Source organism: Pseudoalteromonas sp. P80D2, from assembly GCF_036680945.1.
Classification (GTDB): domain Bacteria; phylum Pseudomonadota; class Gammaproteobacteria; order Enterobacterales; family Alteromonadaceae; genus Pseudoalteromonas; species Pseudoalteromonas shioyasakiensis.
The window spans coordinates 1-17,011 of record NZ_JAZDAR010000015.1; the positions used below are offsets into that span (position 1 = coordinate 1).

The following is a 17,011-nucleotide window of genomic DNA, read 5'->3' on the forward strand; positions in this document are numbered from 1 at the left end:
CGGTAACAGGGGTTCGAATCCCCTTGGGGACGCCACTTATTCAAGTAGGTTATGTGTAGTAGGGCGGTGAACACCGCGCAATCTATGCACGACGTTATCAAGAGTACAAATCTCTTGGGGGCGCCACTTACTTTAAGTAAGTTGATGTGTTGGAAAGGCTATCTATATATCATTTCAAATAGAACTAAGATTTTTCAACTTAATATTCCTTATTCTCCATATATCTTTACGATATAGACTCCATATATTTCTAAAACTTTAATTCCTATAGATCACTTTTACAGATCATTTTAATACTTTATAGTATCTAGCAACTCATCAGCTAACCATAAGGAAATTAAAATGTTAGCTAAACGTGTTGTACTCATACTAATTTCTTTAGTCATTACTGCTTGTTCAGACTCAAATGAGGGAGTAGCGCTAGGAACGCTTGAGCGTGAGCGTGTGATCCATCCTGCAACGACTAACGAAATACTCATCGATTTACCCGTCTCAGCAGGCCAGTTGGTCGAAAAAGGGCAGGTGATTGCAAAGTTCGATGCTGAACTACAACAAGCGATTGTTGCTAAAGCACAAGCTCAATTAGCTCAAGCCACTGCATTTCTTGAAAAAACCTTGAATGGTGCTCGCCCCGAAGAAGTTGCTGCTGCATCAGCCAAAGTAGCAGCAGCCAATGCTGCATATACGCAAAGCGAAGCTAATTTTCGCCGTGCAAAAACCTTAGTTAAAGATAAACTCGCAAGCCAAGAAACCTTAGACAGTGCTACCGCTGCACGAGATGAGACTTTTGCTAATTTAGAATCAGCAAAGCAGAACTTAAATGAGTTAACAAATGGTTCTCGCGTTGAAGATATTAATAGTGCGAAAGCGCAAGTTCAGGCGGCAGAAGCAGAACTAAAAGTACAGCAAAAATACCTCTCAGATCTGACAATTAAAGCGATGCGTGCTGGCAGGGTCGATAATTTACCTTGGCACGTAGGTGAGCGAGTTACTAAAGGTAGCCCTGTCGTTATAATTCAAGCAAACAGCGCACCTTACGCACGCGTATATATCCCTGAACCATATCGTGCCAAGCTCAATCAGGGCATGACCCTAACGGTTCGCGTCGATGGCATAGATAAAGATCTACAGGGTGAACTTACCTGGATTGCCTCAGAGCCTGCGTTCACGCCTTTTTATGCCCTTAATCAGGAAGAGCGTGCGAGATTAATGTATCTTGCTGAGGTAACACTACCGGTAAGTGAAAATAATTTACCGACAGGCGTACCTGCTCAAGTGATTATGCCATGACTGAATCGGTGATCCATGCCAAAGGTTTGGTAAAACAATTTGGCGATTTAAAAGCGATTGATAACCTTGATCTAGACGTTGAGCAAGGGCAAATTTATGGCTTTTTGGGCCCTAATGGCTGTGGTAAAACGACAGCAATCCGTATGCTTACGGGGTTATTGAAGCCAACCTCTGGTGATATCAATGTGCTTGGCTTGAGTCTGCCAAAAGATGCTGAAAAGCTCAGAACGCAACTTGGTTATATGACGCAAAAGTTTTCACTTTATAGTGACCTGACCGTACTTGAAAACCTAAAGTTCATGGCGGCGCTTTACCCGTTTAAAAAGCAGCAAAAACAACAAAGAATTGACGAATTGCTCCATACCTATGGTCTTGATCAAAGAGTTGATCAAATGGCCGGAAGTATGAGTGGGGGGCAACGGCAGCGCTTAGCATTGGCTGCTGCAGTGATTAATAAACCGAAAATTTTATTTCTTGATGAGCCAACATCGGCAGTCGATCCACAAAATCGCCGTGATTTTTGGGAAACACTGTTTGATTTAAGTAATGCCGGTACCACGATATTAGTCACCACTCATTACATGGATGAAGCAGAGCGTTGTCATCGTTTAGCCATTTTAGAATCAGGTATTAAACGCGCGGATGGCTCTCCAAAGCAATTAATGACAGACATGCACGCTCATGTTGTAGAAATCGCAGGGGCGCAAACCAGAGAATTAAAAAAACAGCTCGCAACAATTGACCATGTTATTTCAGCCACTCAATTAGGTGCACAGCTGCGAGTCTTAGTGAAAAAAGATGTTCAAGACCCCGTTGAGTTCATAAAGCAGCAATCATTTTGTCAGGATACGTGGCAAGTAAATAGTGTGCGCCCAAGCCTTGAAGACGTGTTTGTCACCTGCACAGGGCAGGGCAGACAATGAGTATTATGACTTCATTAAGCCGCATAAAAGCAATTGTAAGCAAAGAATTACTACAATTACGCCGCGATAGAATGACATTTGCGATGGTGGTGATGATCCCCCTTATCCAACTGATTCTATTTGGTTATGCTATTAACACCAACGTTAAAGATATCCCTGTTGCAGTGGTCGATCATAGTCAAACTGCGCTCAGTCGCATTTTAGTACAAACAGTATCGGCGACAAATGTGGTTAAAGTGACAGATTATTACGACAGTATAGAACAGGCACAAACAGCAATCGCCAGTGCGAAAGTGCGGGCTGTGCTGTTTATACCCCACGATGTGGCAAACCGACTTGCTCAGCACCCAACAGTGGGTTTTGGTTTGCCTGATGGCAGTAATGAGTCGTTAGTCAGGCCAATTGCACATTGGTTAGTTGACGGCTCAGATACAATGGTAGCGTCGAGCATAAAATCGCTGCGCAATATGCCGCTTGCAGAGCTTCTCGATAAGCCTGCGAATAGAACATACCCAACCTTTGAGACGACCTTATTTTATAACCCAGAGCAACGCTCTGCAGTGAATATTGTGCCAGGTTTAGCTGCTGTTATTTTAACCATGACGATGATTATGTTTACCTCTGCTGCCATTGTTAAAGAGCAAGAGCGAGGTAATATGGAGCTCTTAATCACCTTACCATTAAGCTCGCTTGAATTAATGATCGGTAAAGTGGTGCCTTATATCTTCATTGGTTTTATTCAGTTATTTATTATATTAGGCATGGGTAAGCTCTTGTTTCATATTCCTTTTGGAGGTGGTTTAGTCGCATTGGTTGTCGCAACCTTTGCCTTTATATGTGCCAGTTTAGTGCTTGGCTTAGTACTTTCAACCATCGCTAAAAATCAGCTTCAAGCAATGCAAATGACAATTTTCATTCTATTACCTTCTATTTTATTGTCAGGTTTTGTATTTCCCTATGAAGGTATGCCAAAGGCAGCGCAATGGCTTGCTGAGTGTTTACCCGCAACGCATTACCTAAGATTAGTACGTGGAATCGTGCTAAAAGATGTCAATTTAATAAGTATGAGCAGTGACTTACTTTGGCTTTTAGCTTTTACTATTTTGGGCTTGGCTGTGGCTGCATTTAGATTTAAGAAAACCCTTGATTAGGCTGGGCAATTTAAGGCATATGTGCTTAACTAAAAAGTAATTTTAATTCATTTTGAGTAGAAATTAGCGTGTGGCGAGTATTTTGGCTGGCGGTGCTATTAGTTACGTTTGATGGCTATGCAGCAACGATAAACCTAGCCCATACCATGAAGCATGAACATTTTAACCAATTGCTTAGTGAGTTTGCAGAGCAAAACGGTTTAACGGTTAACTCTGTATTGGTTGACCAAAAGGCGCTAAAGGTAAGGTTGGTACAAAATACTAGTACCAGCACCTCAACAGACGTAATTATTGTACCCGCTGATCACTTAGGCCTTGATAAATATGCCAACTACAGCGTTATTCCACACTCACTCATAGCTGATACCACAGACAAGCGAACCTTAGAAACTGCAAAGCTCAACAATGAGCTCTTAGGTATACCCATCATTCAAGGGAATCACTTGTTACTTTTTTATAATAAGCAGTTTGTTAAAGAGCCAATAGAAAACTGGCAGGATATATACCAAATTCAACCTTCATTGCCTGAAAAAGTGAAACTCGTTACATGGAGTTTTATGGAAATGTATTGGTTTATCCCGTTCCTATCGGCTTTTAGTGGTGATCTACTTGTAGATAATCAAGTTCAGCTAAATACACCAGCAATGCTATCGGCTCTCAAATTTGTTTGGGGTTTAAATAAACAAAACCTGGTTGATAGACAGTGCGATTACACTTGCTCAAATAATGCATTTAAAGCGCAGCAAGCCGCCTTCATCATCGATGGTGCTTGGGCATTAAAAACGTATGAGCAGGCGCTTGGTGATAGTTTAGCTGTGCAGCAATTGCCGAAACTCAATGGTGAGTATATGCAGCCTTATTACTCAACCTTTGTGCTGGCGTTTCCAAATGATGGCTTAAATGGTGTTAATAAAGACAATTTGATCAAATTTGCTAAATTGGTTCAAGCAGAAAAATTCCAAACACTGGTTTGGCAAAAACTTCAAGATATCCCAGTTAACACTGAGGTTTTAAATAACCTTAAAGCACAACAAGGCACTGAGTTATCAACCTTAATTGATGCCATACAATTTACAAAACCTATGCCTTCAACCGCATCTATGATCATCGTATGGGAAGTATTAAATAAAGGGTTTATTCGCTATGGCAGTGGTGCCTTAACTGCTGAGCAAGCGGGGCTTTTTATGCAAGGGTTGGCAGAGCGTTCGATTGCCAATGAAGGGGCTGAATGAGTAGTCCACGCTTTAGTCGCGCCTTATTTATCAGTGTATTACTACTGGTCATTATTCCCCTGCTGATCCTTGCAGGTTTGATGATAGGGCGATTCTATTTAAGCTCAATTGACCAAGCAAATACGAGTTTACAATGGCAAGCTAGAAATAATGCGGCCAGCCTTGAACAACTCTTATTTAAGCTTGAGAAAAACAGCCAATTGCTTAGTAGCACTAAAGCGATTACAGAACTGCCCAATAAAGTGGTGTACTCACAGTTCGCGCTTGTACAACTGCAGGAGTTTGTTGCCCAGAATCCACAGATAAAAGCATCGATTGTAATTGATAATCAAGGCTTTATAGTTGAAGGTTACCCTATTACCTCTTTAAATTTGAACTATAAACTCACAAAAAGCATTCTCGACAGCGCCAAGACATCAACAGAGCAAAACACAGTTCAAATTATCGATAACCCCCAAGTTAGTGAATTATTTGCGCCTGCAGAGGCAAAACAAAATGCCTTACTGGCAATTACATCTAAGTTGTTACATGAGCAAGATTCTCTTAGTGAGCCAATAATCAAAACGGGCGTGTTAGTGTCTTTTGTGCCTTTATCAGAGGCGTTAAAGTGGCTTGCAATACATAATGAACAACCGGTTTATCAAGCAGGTAAGCAGGTACAAATTACTGCACAAGATAACATTTTATATAGCGTGGGCGATGCTGGCGATAACGGCAAATTAATGGGGCAGGCCTCAATCAGTAATGTTTTTTATGCAGGTAAGCCAACCAGTTTACGATTCCAAATTAATGAAGCAAAAACCACCTACACCAGCGCTGTAAAGCAAACGGCTATATTGGCAGGGTTGTCAATTGTAGGACTCTCTATTATTTCATTTATTTCAGTGCGTTGGTTGACGGCACGGCTCCATAACCCGCTAAATCGCATTACTGCTCTTAGCCGAGAATATGCATTAGGTAATTACAAACAAGATACCGACGATTTTCATTATCAAGAGTTTAAAGATATTGCAGATTCCCTTAGCAGCATGGCCGATACCATTGATATACAAATTACTTCATTGCAATTAGAAAAACTTCGCGCTGAGCGCTCTGAGCAAGTTAAAAGCCAGTTCTTAGCCAATATGAGCCATGAAATACGTACTCCGATGAATGGTATTGTGGGCTTTTTGCAGCTACTCAATAAAAGCACGTTAACACAAGAGCAAGCAGAGTTTGTAAGGCAAATTAACAACTGTAGTGATGTGTTATTAACCGTGATTAACGATATTCTCGACTTTTCAAAAATAGAAGCCAATAAGGTAGAGCTCGAGTCGCGACAATGTGATTTAGTCGCGCTTTGCCATGACCTTATCTTACTATTTAAACCGAGTTGTGATGCTAAAGGGGTTGGCTGCCGGCTTGAGGTCTCCTCATTACAATCGCTGAATGTAGAATGTGATGAAATACGCGTTAAACAAGTGCTGATTAACTTGCTCTCTAACGCCGTTAAGTTTACCAATCAAGGAGAGATCATTCTTTCGCTTACTCTGCAAAGCCGAGATGAACACCAGACAGCCGTCGAGTTATCGGTAAAAGATACAGGCATTGGTATCGCTGAAGATAAAATAACAGCTCTGTTTAACCCCTTTGTACAAGCGCAAAGTAACACCACTCGTGAATATGGAGGAACCGGTCTTGGGCTTGCCATCAGTAAGGGGATGATTGATTTGATGGGAGGTACTATTGGTATCGACAGTGAGCTTGGCAAAGGTACCGAGTTTACCATTAATGTTAATTTTAAATCACTAAACACACAGGACGCTAGCGAAAAAGTACACCAATCAAATGAAGACATTCAGTTCGATTTTAAATCAGTCGACAAGCCAATATTAATTGCCGAAGATAACCCAATTAATCAAATTGTTATCTCTAAGTATTTAACTCAATTAGGTCTAAATTATGAATTGGCAGAAAATGGACAAATTGCCTGTGAGAAAACCCTAACACAAGATTACGCACTGATTTTAATGGATATTCAAATGCCGGTGATGGATGGATTAACTGCCAGCGAAAACTTACTTGCAAGGCCAGATTTTGATACGCCGATTATTGCGGTTAGTGCTAATGCTATGAAAGACGACATCGAAACAAGCGCAAAAATTGGTATCAGTGACCATATCGCAAAGCCAATTAATTTTGCTGAACTTGAAAAAGCACTCGCAAAGTGGCTATCTCAGCAATCGCTGAAATAGCCGGTATGAATCAAAAAGTGTTGTTATCTTTTTTCTGAATTAACTCAATTGCATAACCATCTGGGTCTTTAACAAATGCAATTTCAGTTGTGCCGCCTTTTACAGGACCCGGCTCACGACTCACATTACCGCCAGCAGCTTTAATGTCTTCGCAGGCTTTATAAATATTATCAAACTCGATAGCAATATGACCGTATGCATTACCTAAATCATAGCTGTCTGTATCCCAGTTATAAGTAAGCTCAAGCACGGTCGAATCTTTTTCGTCACCATAACCGACAAAAGCAAGGGTGTAGCGGTACTCTTCGTTGTCTGCACGGCGCAGCTCTTTCATACCTAATACCTGCGTATAAAATTCAATTGATTTATCTAAATCAGCAACGCGAAGCATTGTGTGTAATAAGCGCATTTTAAGCATCCTCTTTCTTGTCTTTAAATTCGCACAATTTCAATAACGCAGCATGGTACAACGCTGCGCATTAAAATTATTAAAAATGGATTATAAGTTATTTCGATTGCATGCACAGTAGCATTGAGACAAAGCGTTTAATATGAAAAGGGTGGCGTTATGCAGCAATGAATCGGGATTGCTGCATAACAATGAGGTTTTTGCGGTATAAGCGAAAGCTTAGCTTTTCACTTTACCTTTAAGTACATAAATTTCGCCATCAAAGCTCCCTTGAATTGTCAGGCCCTGACCCGCCAACTCCTTAAGATATTCGATATGCTCATTAGTGATATGTTGCCCCGGCACTAACAGTGGGATACCAGGAGGATAAGGTGTCACTAATCCGGCACAAATTCGGTTGTTACTTTTGCTAATTGGTACAGATTCACGTTCGCCATAGAATGCATCACTAGGAATACAGGCTAAGTCTATAGCGGGTAGATTCTCTGGTAGGCGTGTGCGCCTCATTGAAGTGGCAAGTTTTACTTTACCGCTATCGAGTTTCTTCAGCGCATTGTAAAGGCGAATGATCTTTGAGCGTGTGCCACCAAGAGTTAGCAAAACTAAAATGGTGCTGTGCGTGTACTTTTCGATTTCAAGGCCAATTTCATCTAATAGAAATTTATGAATATCCTTTAATGAATAAGGTAACTCGCTAATATCGATAAGGATCTTCAGTGGGTCGTGACCCATGTTATCGCCACTAAAATGTGGGAATATATCCATGAAATCTTGCTTATCGAGCACTTTAATATGTTTCAGTGAAGCCATTTGCTGCTTAAACTCTGCAACATGATTCAGCAGGGCATTCAGTAATTTATAACCTTCCATTTCTAATTGCTTCTGGCATACATCCAGCGAAGCAATGAGCTGATATTTTGGCGAGGTACTGGCGTAAATACTGTAGATCTCACGGAAGAAATCGGCATCGAAATCAGGGTCGTTCACATGAATATAAGACGCCTGAGAGAACGCTGAAACCACTTTATGTGCTGAATGGGTAACATAGTCTGCGCCAGCATTAATAGCTGAGTAGTGGCGTAAACTCGGGTGGAAAAGCGAGTAAGCAAACCACGCTTCGTCGATAAACACTTTAATACCGTGCTGATGTGCAAATTCCACTACTTGTTTTAAATCGCTAAGTAGACCATCGTAAGTACAGCCAGTTAAAACCAGTAATTTAGCATCGCTATTTTGTTCAATCGCTTGCTTGATGTCAGCCAGTGAAGGGGGCGCGAAGATACCATATTTAGGATTTAAAATACTCGATAAGTAAATAGGTAAACTAGCCGATTGCAAAATGCCGTAATGTACTGATTTATGGCAGTTTCGGTCAATGATCACCTTATCGCCTTTACGCAGCAAAGTTTGCAAAATAATCTTATTTGAAGTGGAAGACCCATTGGTAACAAAGTAGGTATGTTTTACTTCAAATGTCGCCGCAGCTGATTCTTGAGAGCGACCTATGGTGTTGGTGCTGTCAGACAGTGAACCAAGCGAGTCGACAGAAACCGACAGGTCGCCAACAAATACGTTACGGCCATAAAACTGATAAAAGTCTTTAATATAGGGAGAATTTCTAAAGCTAGCTCCGCCGCTGTGACCAGGTGTGTGCCATGAATCGTTCGATTCACCCACATAACGACGGTAGGCGGTCCAAAATGGGGTTTCTGAACGGTCATCAAAGTCATTGATCATATAGCCCAAGATTGCTTCAGGGTCTGAAATGACCTCATCTTTAAAAAAGAAAGATTCAATTTCTTCTGACTCGTTAACTATTTCCAAGCCTTTCGTATCGTCACCAATAACATAAACAGGCAGCTCAAGGCGTATGCCTTTTAATTGCTCGATAAAACGGCTATAGGTGCGCTCGCCATTGTTCAGTACATCCCAACTAAGTACCACAGCTTGAATATCGCCATCTTCCTCTACATATTTCAACGCCTGCTTGAGCTCAATGCACTCAATAATGTCGATATCAACATCACTGCGCTCAAAATTGGGGATTGTTTTTGCTAGGTTTGTTGAAAGCTCTTTTAAGGTGGCAGGATCTTGCTCAATTAATAAGATACGAAGTAAAGGTAACATAGCTATTCTCATAAAAATATCACATTACTCAACAGCATAACGAAAGGATGGAAGCTTGTGAAATTAATACTTTGATATTTTTTATACCGAGAAAGATAAGCTTTTTACGTGTTAATCGCAGATAGTTGAAATTACATGTGCTTGCTGTAAAAGTAATCACTTAAGTAAAAGGTTAATTGCACACTGAGTGATAAAGCCACTCAAGCCAGATACAGATAAGCCTGCTAGGGAGAATAAAACATGGCGTATGTTGCCAATTTCAAAACTGTAGTCATCTCTACATTGTTTGCGCTTTGTACAAGCGCGGTTAATGCAGATGAAGTCTCAAATTCAAACAACAGTAAGAAGCCGATACCAGAAGCCACTAAATTTGTGACCCAGCATAAAGGTACTTTTAATGACAAAAGGCTGAAATACAAAGCTGTAGCCGGTGAAACCTATTTATTAAACAAAAACGAAGAGCCAACTGCTGCTATCTTTTCGTTTGATTATATAGCTGCAAGCGATAACAAAAACAGACCAGTCACATTTATCTGGAATGGTGGCCCAGGCTCATCGTCTAATTGGTTACATATGGGTGCATATGGTCCTAAACGAGTTGTTGTACCAAGCGATGCTTCACATCCAGGAATGGCTCCTTACGAATTAAAAGATGCGCCTGAGACGATACTTGATGTGACTGATATGGTGTTCGTGGACCCTGTTGGCACAGGTTACTCGCGTGCCTTAGGTGACACTGACAGCAAAGCTTTTTGGGGCTTAAATCAAGATGCATCTTCTATCGCTGATTTTATTGCCCAGTGGCTAACAAAAGAAAATCGCTGGAATGCACCAATATTTTTATTGGGAGAGAGCTACGGGACAACTCGAGCGGCAGCGGTTTCTAAAGTGCTTATGGATAAACACCTGATCAATGTAAATGGCATTATTTTTGTGTCACAAGCTTTAGACTATCAAGGTTCAAGCCCTTATGTTGATGACAACATCATTTCTTACATCACTTACATACCCACACTTGCTGCAACTGCTTGGTATCATAAAAAAGTAGACACATCTGGAGATTTTGAAGCGTTTATTGATGCGAGCCGACAATTTGCAGTTGATGAATTACTACCAGCCTTATTTAAGGGGAATGCCCTTAGTAAAGCTGACAGAGCGCAAATTGTTGATGGCCTTCACCGTTATACAGGGCTAAGCAAACAATATATTGAGCAGGTTGATTTACGCATTAATGCCTTTAGATTCGCTAAAGAGTTATTGCGTGATGAGGGCGTCGCAGTAGGCTTGCTTGATGGACGTTATAAGCTTGATGAACGAGACGATTTAACAGCGGCTCCTAAGCAAGATGCGTCTAAAGTGATAGGGCCTGCATATAAAGCGGCACTGATGAAATACATGCGCACAGATTTAAACGTACAGTGGAAAAGAAAATACTTAAACCCTGGTGACCCTGAGTTATCAGATAACTGGCGCTGGCGTACTGCTCCTGATGGACAAGGATGGGAGCCAAGATACGTCAATACCGCGCCAGATTTATCTTATGTGCTTCGCAGTAATCCGCAAATGAAAGTGATGGTTGCCTCAGGGTATTACGATATTGTCACGCCATTTTTTGATGCAGAATACACCTTAAACAGACACGGTATATACGCTGATAAAATTGACTATCACTATTATCACGGTGGTCACATGATGTATGTTCACGAACCAGCAAGAGTATCGTTGTTAAATGATACGCGAGAGTTTATTAAAAAGCAGGTGAGCCAAAACCAGCGATAATGGCTAGGCTTATTGTGCCAAACCTTGTGTTTGGCACAATCTGCAAAATGAACTTACTGAGGTGATAGAAAAAGGTGAGCAACTTCACCTTAAAATTGTTAACTTTAGAGTAGACTTTAACTACTCAGTCTTTTCCTTAAACTCACACAAATCTTCGATAATACAACTGCCGCACTTAGGTTTACGAGCCGTGCACACATAGCGACCGTGCAGGATTAACCAGTGGTGTACATCGACCTTAAATTCTTTAGGTACCACTTTTTCTAGTTTTTGTTCTACAGCAACTACATCTTTACCCATGGCAAACTTAGTGCGGTTAGAAACGCGGAAAATATGCGTATCGACAGCAATTGTTGGCCAGCCAAAGGCACAGTTTAAAACAACATTTGCAGTCTTTCTGCCAACACCCGGTAATGCTTCGAGCGCTTCACGATTCTCTGGTACTTCTGAGTTATGTTTATTGACCAGAATCTCACACATTTTATAGACATTATTGGCTTTAGAATTAAACAAACCAATGGTCTTGATGTAATCGCGAAGGCCTTCAAGGCCTAAATCAAGAATCGCTTGAGGCGTGTTAGCAACAGGGAATAGCTTACGGGTTGCTTTATTAACACCCACATCTGTAGCTTGTGCTGATAAGGTAACCGCAACTAATAATTCAAACGGGCTTGAGTATTCAAGCTCTGTTTCTGGGTGCGGGTTTTGCTCACGTAAACGAGATAAGATCTCATAGCGCTTTTCTTTATTCATGGTGGCGTAAAGCACGCAGTGACGGTGCGTGCTCTCCTTTAAGTTAAACTTGTCACTCGGGCTCTAGGGCCTTTTTCTGCTTCTGGAGTAACAACTTGCTTAGATTTTATTTGTGTATCAATGACATTTTTTGCAGCAATCAATAAACCAAGCCCTAAAAAGGCACCCGGTGGTAAAATTGCCAATAAAAATTGGTTATCAAAACTAAATACTTCAATTCGAAGTGCAGCAGCCCATGGCCCTAATAATAAATCGGCGCCATCAAATAGCGTACCTTGACCAATAAGCTCTCGCATTGCCCCTAGCACCACTAAAACTAACATAAAGCCAAGTCCCATCATCAGGCCGTCAAAGGCTGAAAGTGGCACGGTATTTTTAGAAGCGAATGCTTCTGCGCGACCGATAATGGCACAGTTGGTAACAATCAGTGGAATAAAAATCCCCAGTGATTGATAAAGGCCAAATGTATAGGCATTCATCATTAGCTGCACGATGGTTACAAAGCCTGCGATGATCATCACAAAAACAGGAATACGAATATCTTTAGGTACCCAGTTACGCACAATCGATACGGTGACGTTAGAACCAACCAGAACCAATAAAGTTGCTAAACCTAGGCCTAATGCATTGGTAATCGTAGAGGTAACGGCAAGTAGCGGGCACAAGCCTAATAACTGCACAAGGGCAGGGTTATTGGCCCACATGCCATCTTTAAATAAAGTTTTAACTTGGCTCATTACTTGGCTCCTTGACAGATGTTTGGCGCAGCAAACAAGTTATCAAATTCAGCTTGGGCAAACAGCACAGCTTGTTTTACTGAGCCGACAACGGCACGCGGTGTAATGGTTGCGCCAGTAAACTGATCAAATTGGCCACCATCTTTTTTAACAGCCCAGCGGCTATCATCTTCACCCAGTACATTTTGGCCTTTGAAAAGGGTGATCCAGTCTGATTTTTTGACCTCAACTTTATCGCCAAGGCCCGGTGTTTCTTCGTGCTTAGTGACACGAACACCCGCTATTTCACCATTGGCAAAAACCGCAGTTAATAAGTTGATATCGCCACTGTAACCACTTGGTGTTACATGGCGCATCACTAAAGCGTAAGGCTTATTGTCTTTGTAAGCACGATAAATAACTTGCTCTGGGCGTGGACCTAAGCGCTCATCGGTGATCACGACACAATCTTTGTATAGTTGATTGTCATAATGATGGGCATCAAGTACTTGTTGAAGTTGCTCTGCAAGTTGTTGCTTTTCTTGCTCTTCAATACGCTCAGCAGTCAGGCTATGAGTCAGGGCCACAGTGCCTGTGGTAATGAGCGCAAATGCTGTAAGAATAGCGCCGTTTTTAGTCATTGAGGAAAGGATCATTATTTCACCCCATGGCCGTAAGTACGTGGTTTCGTGTAGTAATCAATTAAAGGTACCGCCATATTTAACAGCAATACACTAAATGCCACAGCATCAGGATAACCACCGAAAGTACGAATTAAGTAAACAAGTAGACCAATTAACGCACCATAAATTAAACGACCTCTATTTGTGGTTGATGCAGAAACAGGATCGGTAGCAATAAAGAATGCCCCTAACATGGTTGCACCACTGAATAAATGAAATACCACGCCTGGCTCTGTGCCAGGAGCTGCAATATAACCAATACCACTGCACACGGCCAATGAGGCTAAAAAGCTAACAGGGATATGCCAATTAATGATTTTAGCTTTTAATAAATAAAGCCCCCCGATTAAAAAGCCGAGGTTAACCCAGCCCCAACCAAGGCCAAACCAGTCATTAAAAAGAGGCTTACTCATGCTCTCAGCCACCGTTAGGTGATGGGCGACATCTGTTTTAACGGTATCAAGCGGCGTTGCCATGGTTGTGCCATCAATCGCTACACGTAATTGATCAACACTAAAACCAGCGCTGGTAAAGCCATTGAAAATAACAGACAGCTGCTGTGAGAAGCTGATTGGAGATGCAAGTAAATCACTAACAGGTAACCAGCTTGTCATTTGCACCGGAAACGATACAAGTAGTAATACATAAGCTGCCATAGCAGGGTTAAATAAATTAAAGCCAAGGCCACCATAAAGCTGCTTTACAATAACAATTGCAAACATACAGCCAATTACGATAATCCACCAAGGCGCTAAAGGGGGAATACTCAACGCCAGTAATACGCCTGTTAACCACGCACTACCATCACTGAGTGTTGGCCAAACTTTGCGTTTACGAAGCATCAATACAGCGGCTTCACAGGCGCTAACTGTAATTAGCGCGAGAACAAGCTGAATTAAAACAGCGCTACCAAAAAAGAAAACTTGCGCGATTAAGCCTGGAATACACGCAGCAATCACTGTCATCATTAATCGGCTTAATGATTTATGGCTATGATTATGCGGCGAACTCGCCATGGTTAGTTTCATGACTTATCGTTTCCTTCTTGTTGTAACTTTTTCGCTTTAGCTCTTGCAATGGCACGAGCGACCGCTGCTTTTTTCTTATCTTCGCTAGACTCAGGTTCATCAACCTGCGGTTTTGAATCATCCGTATCGCTTGAATCATCAAGTTGTTCTGATGATTCGTCACTCTGCGCTTGCTCTTTAGCGGCCTTTTTCGCTTTGGCGCGAGCTATGGCAGCTGCAACAGCGGCTTTTTTCTTATCTTCGCTAGATTCAGGAGCATCAGACTGCGGCTTGGCATCAGCCTCATCATTTGAATCATTTATTTGCTCTGAAGAATCGTCACTCTGTGCTTGCTCTTTAGCGGCTTTTTTCGCTTTGGCGCGAGCGATAGCGGCAGCAACGGCAGTTTTTTTCTTATCTTCGTTAGATTCAGGAGCGTCAGCTTGTGGCTGGGCATCTGCCTCAGCACTTGAATCATTAGTTTGCTGTGAAGAGTCGTCACTCTGCGCTTGCTCTTTAGCTGCTTTTTTGGCTTTAGCACGGGCGATAGCAGCTGCAACAGCAGCTTTTTTGTCATCAACTGGCGCGCTATCTTCTTCAGCTTCAGTTTGATTCTCAGCAGCTTGTGCTGCTTTTTTCGCTTTAGCACGAGCGATTGCAGCAGCAACAGCAGCTTTTTTGTCATCAACAGGCGCGCTATCTTCTTCAGCTTCAGTTTGATTCTCAGCAGCTTGCGCTACTTTTTTTGCTTTAGCACGAGCGATTGCAGCAGCAACAGCAGCTTTTTTGTCATCAACTGGTGCGCTATCTTCTTCAGCTTCAGTTTGATTTTCAACAGCTTGCGCTGCTTTTTTCGCTTTAGCACGAGCGATAGCAGCTGCAACAGCAGCTTTTTTGTCATCTTTTGGCGCAGCGTCAGTTTCAGCAGAAGCGTTTTCTTCTGTAGCTTGTGCGGCTTTTTTCGCTTTAGCGCGGGCAATAGCGGCAGCAACAGCAGACTTTTTATCGTCTTTATCGACGCCTTCTTCACCTTGCTCTAGTGCTTTTTGCTCTTTGTATTTACGTGCTTGTTCTTTACGTGCTGCACGCTCTTTAGCCACTTCAGAGTTATCAGGCTCAATCTCTGCACCTTGCTTTTTCGCTTTCGCACGGGCAATAGCTGCAGCGACAGCTGACTTACTGTCTTTATCATCAGATTTAGCTTTAACTCGGGCGAGTGCATCGGCCACTTTTTGTTTTTCGCCATCTGACTTAGCAGCCGGCTTACGTTTATGGCGATTTTGACGCTCTTCTTGTTCGCGCTCTAAGCGCTCTTTACGTGCTTCAAAACGCTCTTTTGCTCGCTCTGCTTTGATTTGCTCTGCTTGCTGCTCTTTGATTTCAGCTTTAGCAACACGATAGTACTGCACCAAGGGTATTTCGCTTGGGCAAACATAAGCACAGGCGCCACATTCAATACAATCGAATAAATTGTGCTCGTTGAGTTTGTCGTATTCTTTAGACTTAGCAAACCATTGTAATTGCTGAGGTAACAATGAAGCAGGGCAGGCGTCAGCACAGGCACTACAACGAATACAGGCTTTTTCATCACCCGGCTCAGCAAGCTCTTGGTGATCTGGCGCTAAAATACAGTTCGTCGCTTTAACCACACCAATACGCACGGTTGGTAGGGTAAAGCCCATCATTGGACCGCCCATAACCACACGTTGCTGTGGAACCGGAGAAAAGCCTTGGCAGTCTAATAAATGTTTAATTTCAGTGCCTAGTAAAGCCCACACATTACCTTGTTTATGGATGGTGTTACCGGTTACCGTTACTACACGCTCTATAAGAGGTTTACCTTCATGTACGGCTTGATTTACCGCAAACAAAGTACCGACATTTTGCACCAACATACCAATATCGGCAGGAATACTGCCACTAGGGACCTCTTTGCCCGTTAGCAATTTAATTAGCTGTTTTTCACCGCCAGAAGGGTAAACCGTTGGTACTGTTTGCACTATGATGCTGTCGTTATGTTGTGCTGCGAGTTTCATGGCAGCAATGGCATCTGGTTTATTATCTTCAATACCAATAATTGTCAGCTGTGGACTTAACAGCTGCTGCATTAATTCAATACCGGCAATTATGCCATCGGCATGTTCGCGCATTAGCATGTCATCAGCAGTGATATAAGGCTCACACTCAACAGCATTAACAATTAAAAACTCGATGGCTTTACGGGTATCAGCTTTTACATAGGTTGGGAAGCCAGCACCGCCCATACCTGCAATACCACTTTGATGAATAATATCTACAAGCTCATCATGGGAAAGTGCTTTGGCATCAGTTACAGGGTTAAGCTCGCACCAGTTATCTTCACCATCAGGTTCAATAATAACGCTAAGTTCAGGCAACGCCGACGGGTGAGCAGAGGGCATTGGGCAAATATCGCTGATCAACCCTGATGTTGGCGCGTGCACAGGCACTGACCAATTACCGCTTGGTTTAGTTAATGCTTGACCTTTTAGAACCTGCTGGCCTTTTTCAACAATAAGTTTACCGTTAGCACCAATATGTTGTTTTAGTGATACAACGAGCTTGTCTGGTAGTGGCAGTCTTGCAATGGCTTGTGTTGTTGATTGCAGCTTTTGACCTGGTGGGTGAACGCCTCCAGGTATAGACCACACTTTGCCTTGTTTAATTTGATCTATTAATTTTTCCATCT

Annotated in this window: 13 protein-coding genes; 6 read left to right on the forward strand and 7 right to left on the reverse strand. The window is 42.2% G+C overall.

Going from position 1 to position 17,011, the window contains the following annotated elements; all coding sequences use genetic code 11:
• The first annotated feature begins 342 nt into the window (after positions 1–342).
• The 5 genes from VRK28_RS00155 (at position 343) to VRK28_RS00175 (ending at position 6,830) form a co-directional block, all read left to right on the forward strand.
• Positions 343–1,290 carry an HlyD family secretion protein gene (locus VRK28_RS00155; protein ID WP_062567027.1) on the forward strand — a complete coding sequence of 316 codons (948 nt, stop codon included), beginning with the start codon at positions 343–345 and terminating at the stop codon, positions 1,288–1,290.
• Positions 1,287–2,213 carry an ABC transporter ATP-binding protein gene (locus tag VRK28_RS00160; protein WP_062567026.1) on the forward strand — a complete coding sequence of 309 codons (927 nt, stop codon included), beginning with the start codon at positions 1,287–1,289 and terminating at the stop codon, positions 2,211–2,213. The genes VRK28_RS00155 and VRK28_RS00160 overlap by 4 nt, the downstream gene beginning before the upstream one ends.
• Positions 2,214–2,218: 5 nt before the next feature.
• Positions 2,219–3,364: an ABC transporter permease gene (locus tag VRK28_RS00165; protein ID WP_062567032.1), complete on the forward strand. Its 1,146-nt coding sequence runs from the start codon at positions 2,219–2,221 to the stop codon at positions 3,362–3,364.
• 68 nt (positions 3,365–3,432) lie between these two features.
• Positions 3,433–4,596, forward strand: coding sequence for a sugar ABC transporter substrate-binding protein (locus tag VRK28_RS00170; protein ID WP_062567025.1), 1,164 nt, complete (start codon positions 3,433–3,435; stop codon positions 4,594–4,596).
• Positions 4,593–6,830: an ATP-binding protein gene (locus VRK28_RS00175; RefSeq protein ID WP_062567024.1), complete on the forward strand. Its 2,238-nt coding sequence runs from the start codon at positions 4,593–4,595 to the stop codon at positions 6,828–6,830. The genes VRK28_RS00170 and VRK28_RS00175 overlap by 4 nt, the downstream gene beginning before the upstream one ends.
• 10 nt (positions 6,831–6,840) lie before the next feature.
• Here the strand turns inward: VRK28_RS00175 and gloA are convergent, their stop codons facing one another.
• Together gloA and VRK28_RS00185 are read right to left on the reverse strand one after the other, a co-directional pair.
• Positions 6,841–7,239, reverse strand: a complete 399-nt coding sequence (gene gloA / locus VRK28_RS00180; protein WP_062567031.1) for a lactoylglutathione lyase — start codon at positions 7,237–7,239, stop codon at positions 6,841–6,843.
• A gap of 219 nt (positions 7,240–7,458) precedes the next feature.
• Positions 7,459–9,366, reverse strand: a complete 1,908-nt coding sequence (locus tag VRK28_RS00185; protein ID WP_062567023.1) for an aminotransferase class V-fold PLP-dependent enzyme — start codon at positions 9,364–9,366, stop codon at positions 7,459–7,461.
• A 240-nt stretch (positions 9,367–9,606) separates the two neighbouring features.
• On the opposite strand from VRK28_RS00185, the gene VRK28_RS00190 reads away from it, so the two are divergent.
• The gene (locus tag VRK28_RS00190) at positions 9,607–11,145 is read left to right on the forward strand and encodes a S10 family peptidase (RefSeq protein ID WP_062567022.1); all 1,539 of its coding nucleotides are present in this window, start codon (positions 9,607–9,609) and stop codon (positions 11,143–11,145) included.
• Between the two features lie 120 nt (positions 11,146–11,265).
• On the opposite strand, the gene nth is transcribed toward VRK28_RS00190, so the two are convergent.
• Genes nth through rsxC form a run of 5 tightly spaced genes read right to left on the reverse strand, consistent with a single transcriptional unit; the run spans position 11,266 to position 17,009 of the window.
• Positions 11,266–11,898 (reverse strand): endonuclease III, encoded by a 633-nt coding sequence (nth, locus tag VRK28_RS00195; RefSeq protein ID WP_054553695.1) that lies wholly within the window; start codon positions 11,896–11,898, stop codon positions 11,266–11,268.
• A 38-nt stretch (positions 11,899–11,936) separates the two neighbouring features.
• A complete protein-coding gene (locus VRK28_RS00200) occupies positions 11,937–12,635 on the reverse strand; it encodes an electron transport complex subunit E (protein WP_054553694.1) in 699 nt (232 codons plus the stop codon).
• Positions 12,635–13,270, reverse strand: coding sequence for an electron transport complex subunit RsxG (rsxG, locus tag VRK28_RS00205; RefSeq protein ID WP_054563640.1), 636 nt, complete (start codon positions 13,268–13,270; stop codon positions 12,635–12,637). Before rsxG ends, VRK28_RS00200 begins: the two co-directional genes overlap by 1 nt.
• Positions 13,270–14,325 carry an electron transport complex subunit RsxD gene (rsxD, locus tag VRK28_RS00210; protein WP_062567021.1) on the reverse strand — a complete coding sequence of 352 codons (1,056 nt, stop codon included), beginning with the start codon at positions 14,323–14,325 and terminating at the stop codon, positions 13,270–13,272. The genes rsxG and rsxD overlap by 1 nt, the downstream gene beginning before the upstream one ends.
• On the reverse strand, positions 14,322–17,009 hold the full coding sequence (gene rsxC / locus VRK28_RS00215; RefSeq protein WP_062567020.1) for an electron transport complex subunit RsxC: 2,688 nt from the start codon (positions 17,007–17,009) through the stop codon (positions 14,322–14,324). Before rsxC ends, rsxD begins: the two co-directional genes overlap by 4 nt.
• Between the last annotated feature and the right edge of the window lie 2 nt (positions 17,010–17,011).

Bases quoted from the DNA above. Each gene is read 5' to 3' on its own strand.
- nth (WP_054553695.1), bottom strand. From the start codon at position 11,898: ATGAATAAAGAAAAGCGCTATGAGATCTTATCTCGTTTACGTGAGCAA.
- VRK28_RS00190 (WP_062567022.1), top strand. From the start codon at position 9,607: ATGGCGTATGTTGCCAATTTCAAAACTGTAGTCATCTCTACATTGTTT.
- rsxG (WP_054563640.1), bottom strand. From the start codon at position 13,270: ATGATCCTTTCCTCAATGACTAAAAACGGCGCTATTCTTACAGCATTT.
- rsxD (WP_062567021.1), bottom strand. From the start codon at position 14,325: ATGAAACTAACCATGGCGAGTTCGCCGCATAATCATAGCCATAAATCA.
- rsxC (WP_062567020.1), bottom strand. From the start codon at position 17,009: ATGGAAAAATTAATAGATCAAATTAAACAAGGCAAAGTGTGGTCTATA.
- gloA (WP_062567031.1), bottom strand. From the start codon at position 7,239: ATGCGCTTATTACACACAATGCTTCGCGTTGCTGATTTAGATAAATCA.
- VRK28_RS00160 (WP_062567026.1), top strand. From the start codon at position 1,287: ATGACTGAATCGGTGATCCATGCCAAAGGTTTGGTAAAACAATTTGGC.
- VRK28_RS00175 (WP_062567024.1), top strand. From the start codon at position 4,593: ATGAGTAGTCCACGCTTTAGTCGCGCCTTATTTATCAGTGTATTACTA.
- VRK28_RS00165 (WP_062567032.1), top strand. From the start codon at position 2,219: ATGACTTCATTAAGCCGCATAAAAGCAATTGTAAGCAAAGAATTACTA.
- VRK28_RS00200 (WP_054553694.1), bottom strand. From the start codon at position 12,635: ATGAGCCAAGTTAAAACTTTATTTAAAGATGGCATGTGGGCCAATAAC.
- VRK28_RS00155 (WP_062567027.1), top strand. From the start codon at position 343: ATGTTAGCTAAACGTGTTGTACTCATACTAATTTCTTTAGTCATTACT.
- VRK28_RS00185 (WP_062567023.1), bottom strand. From the start codon at position 9,366: ATGTTACCTTTACTTCGTATCTTATTAATTGAGCAAGATCCTGCCACC.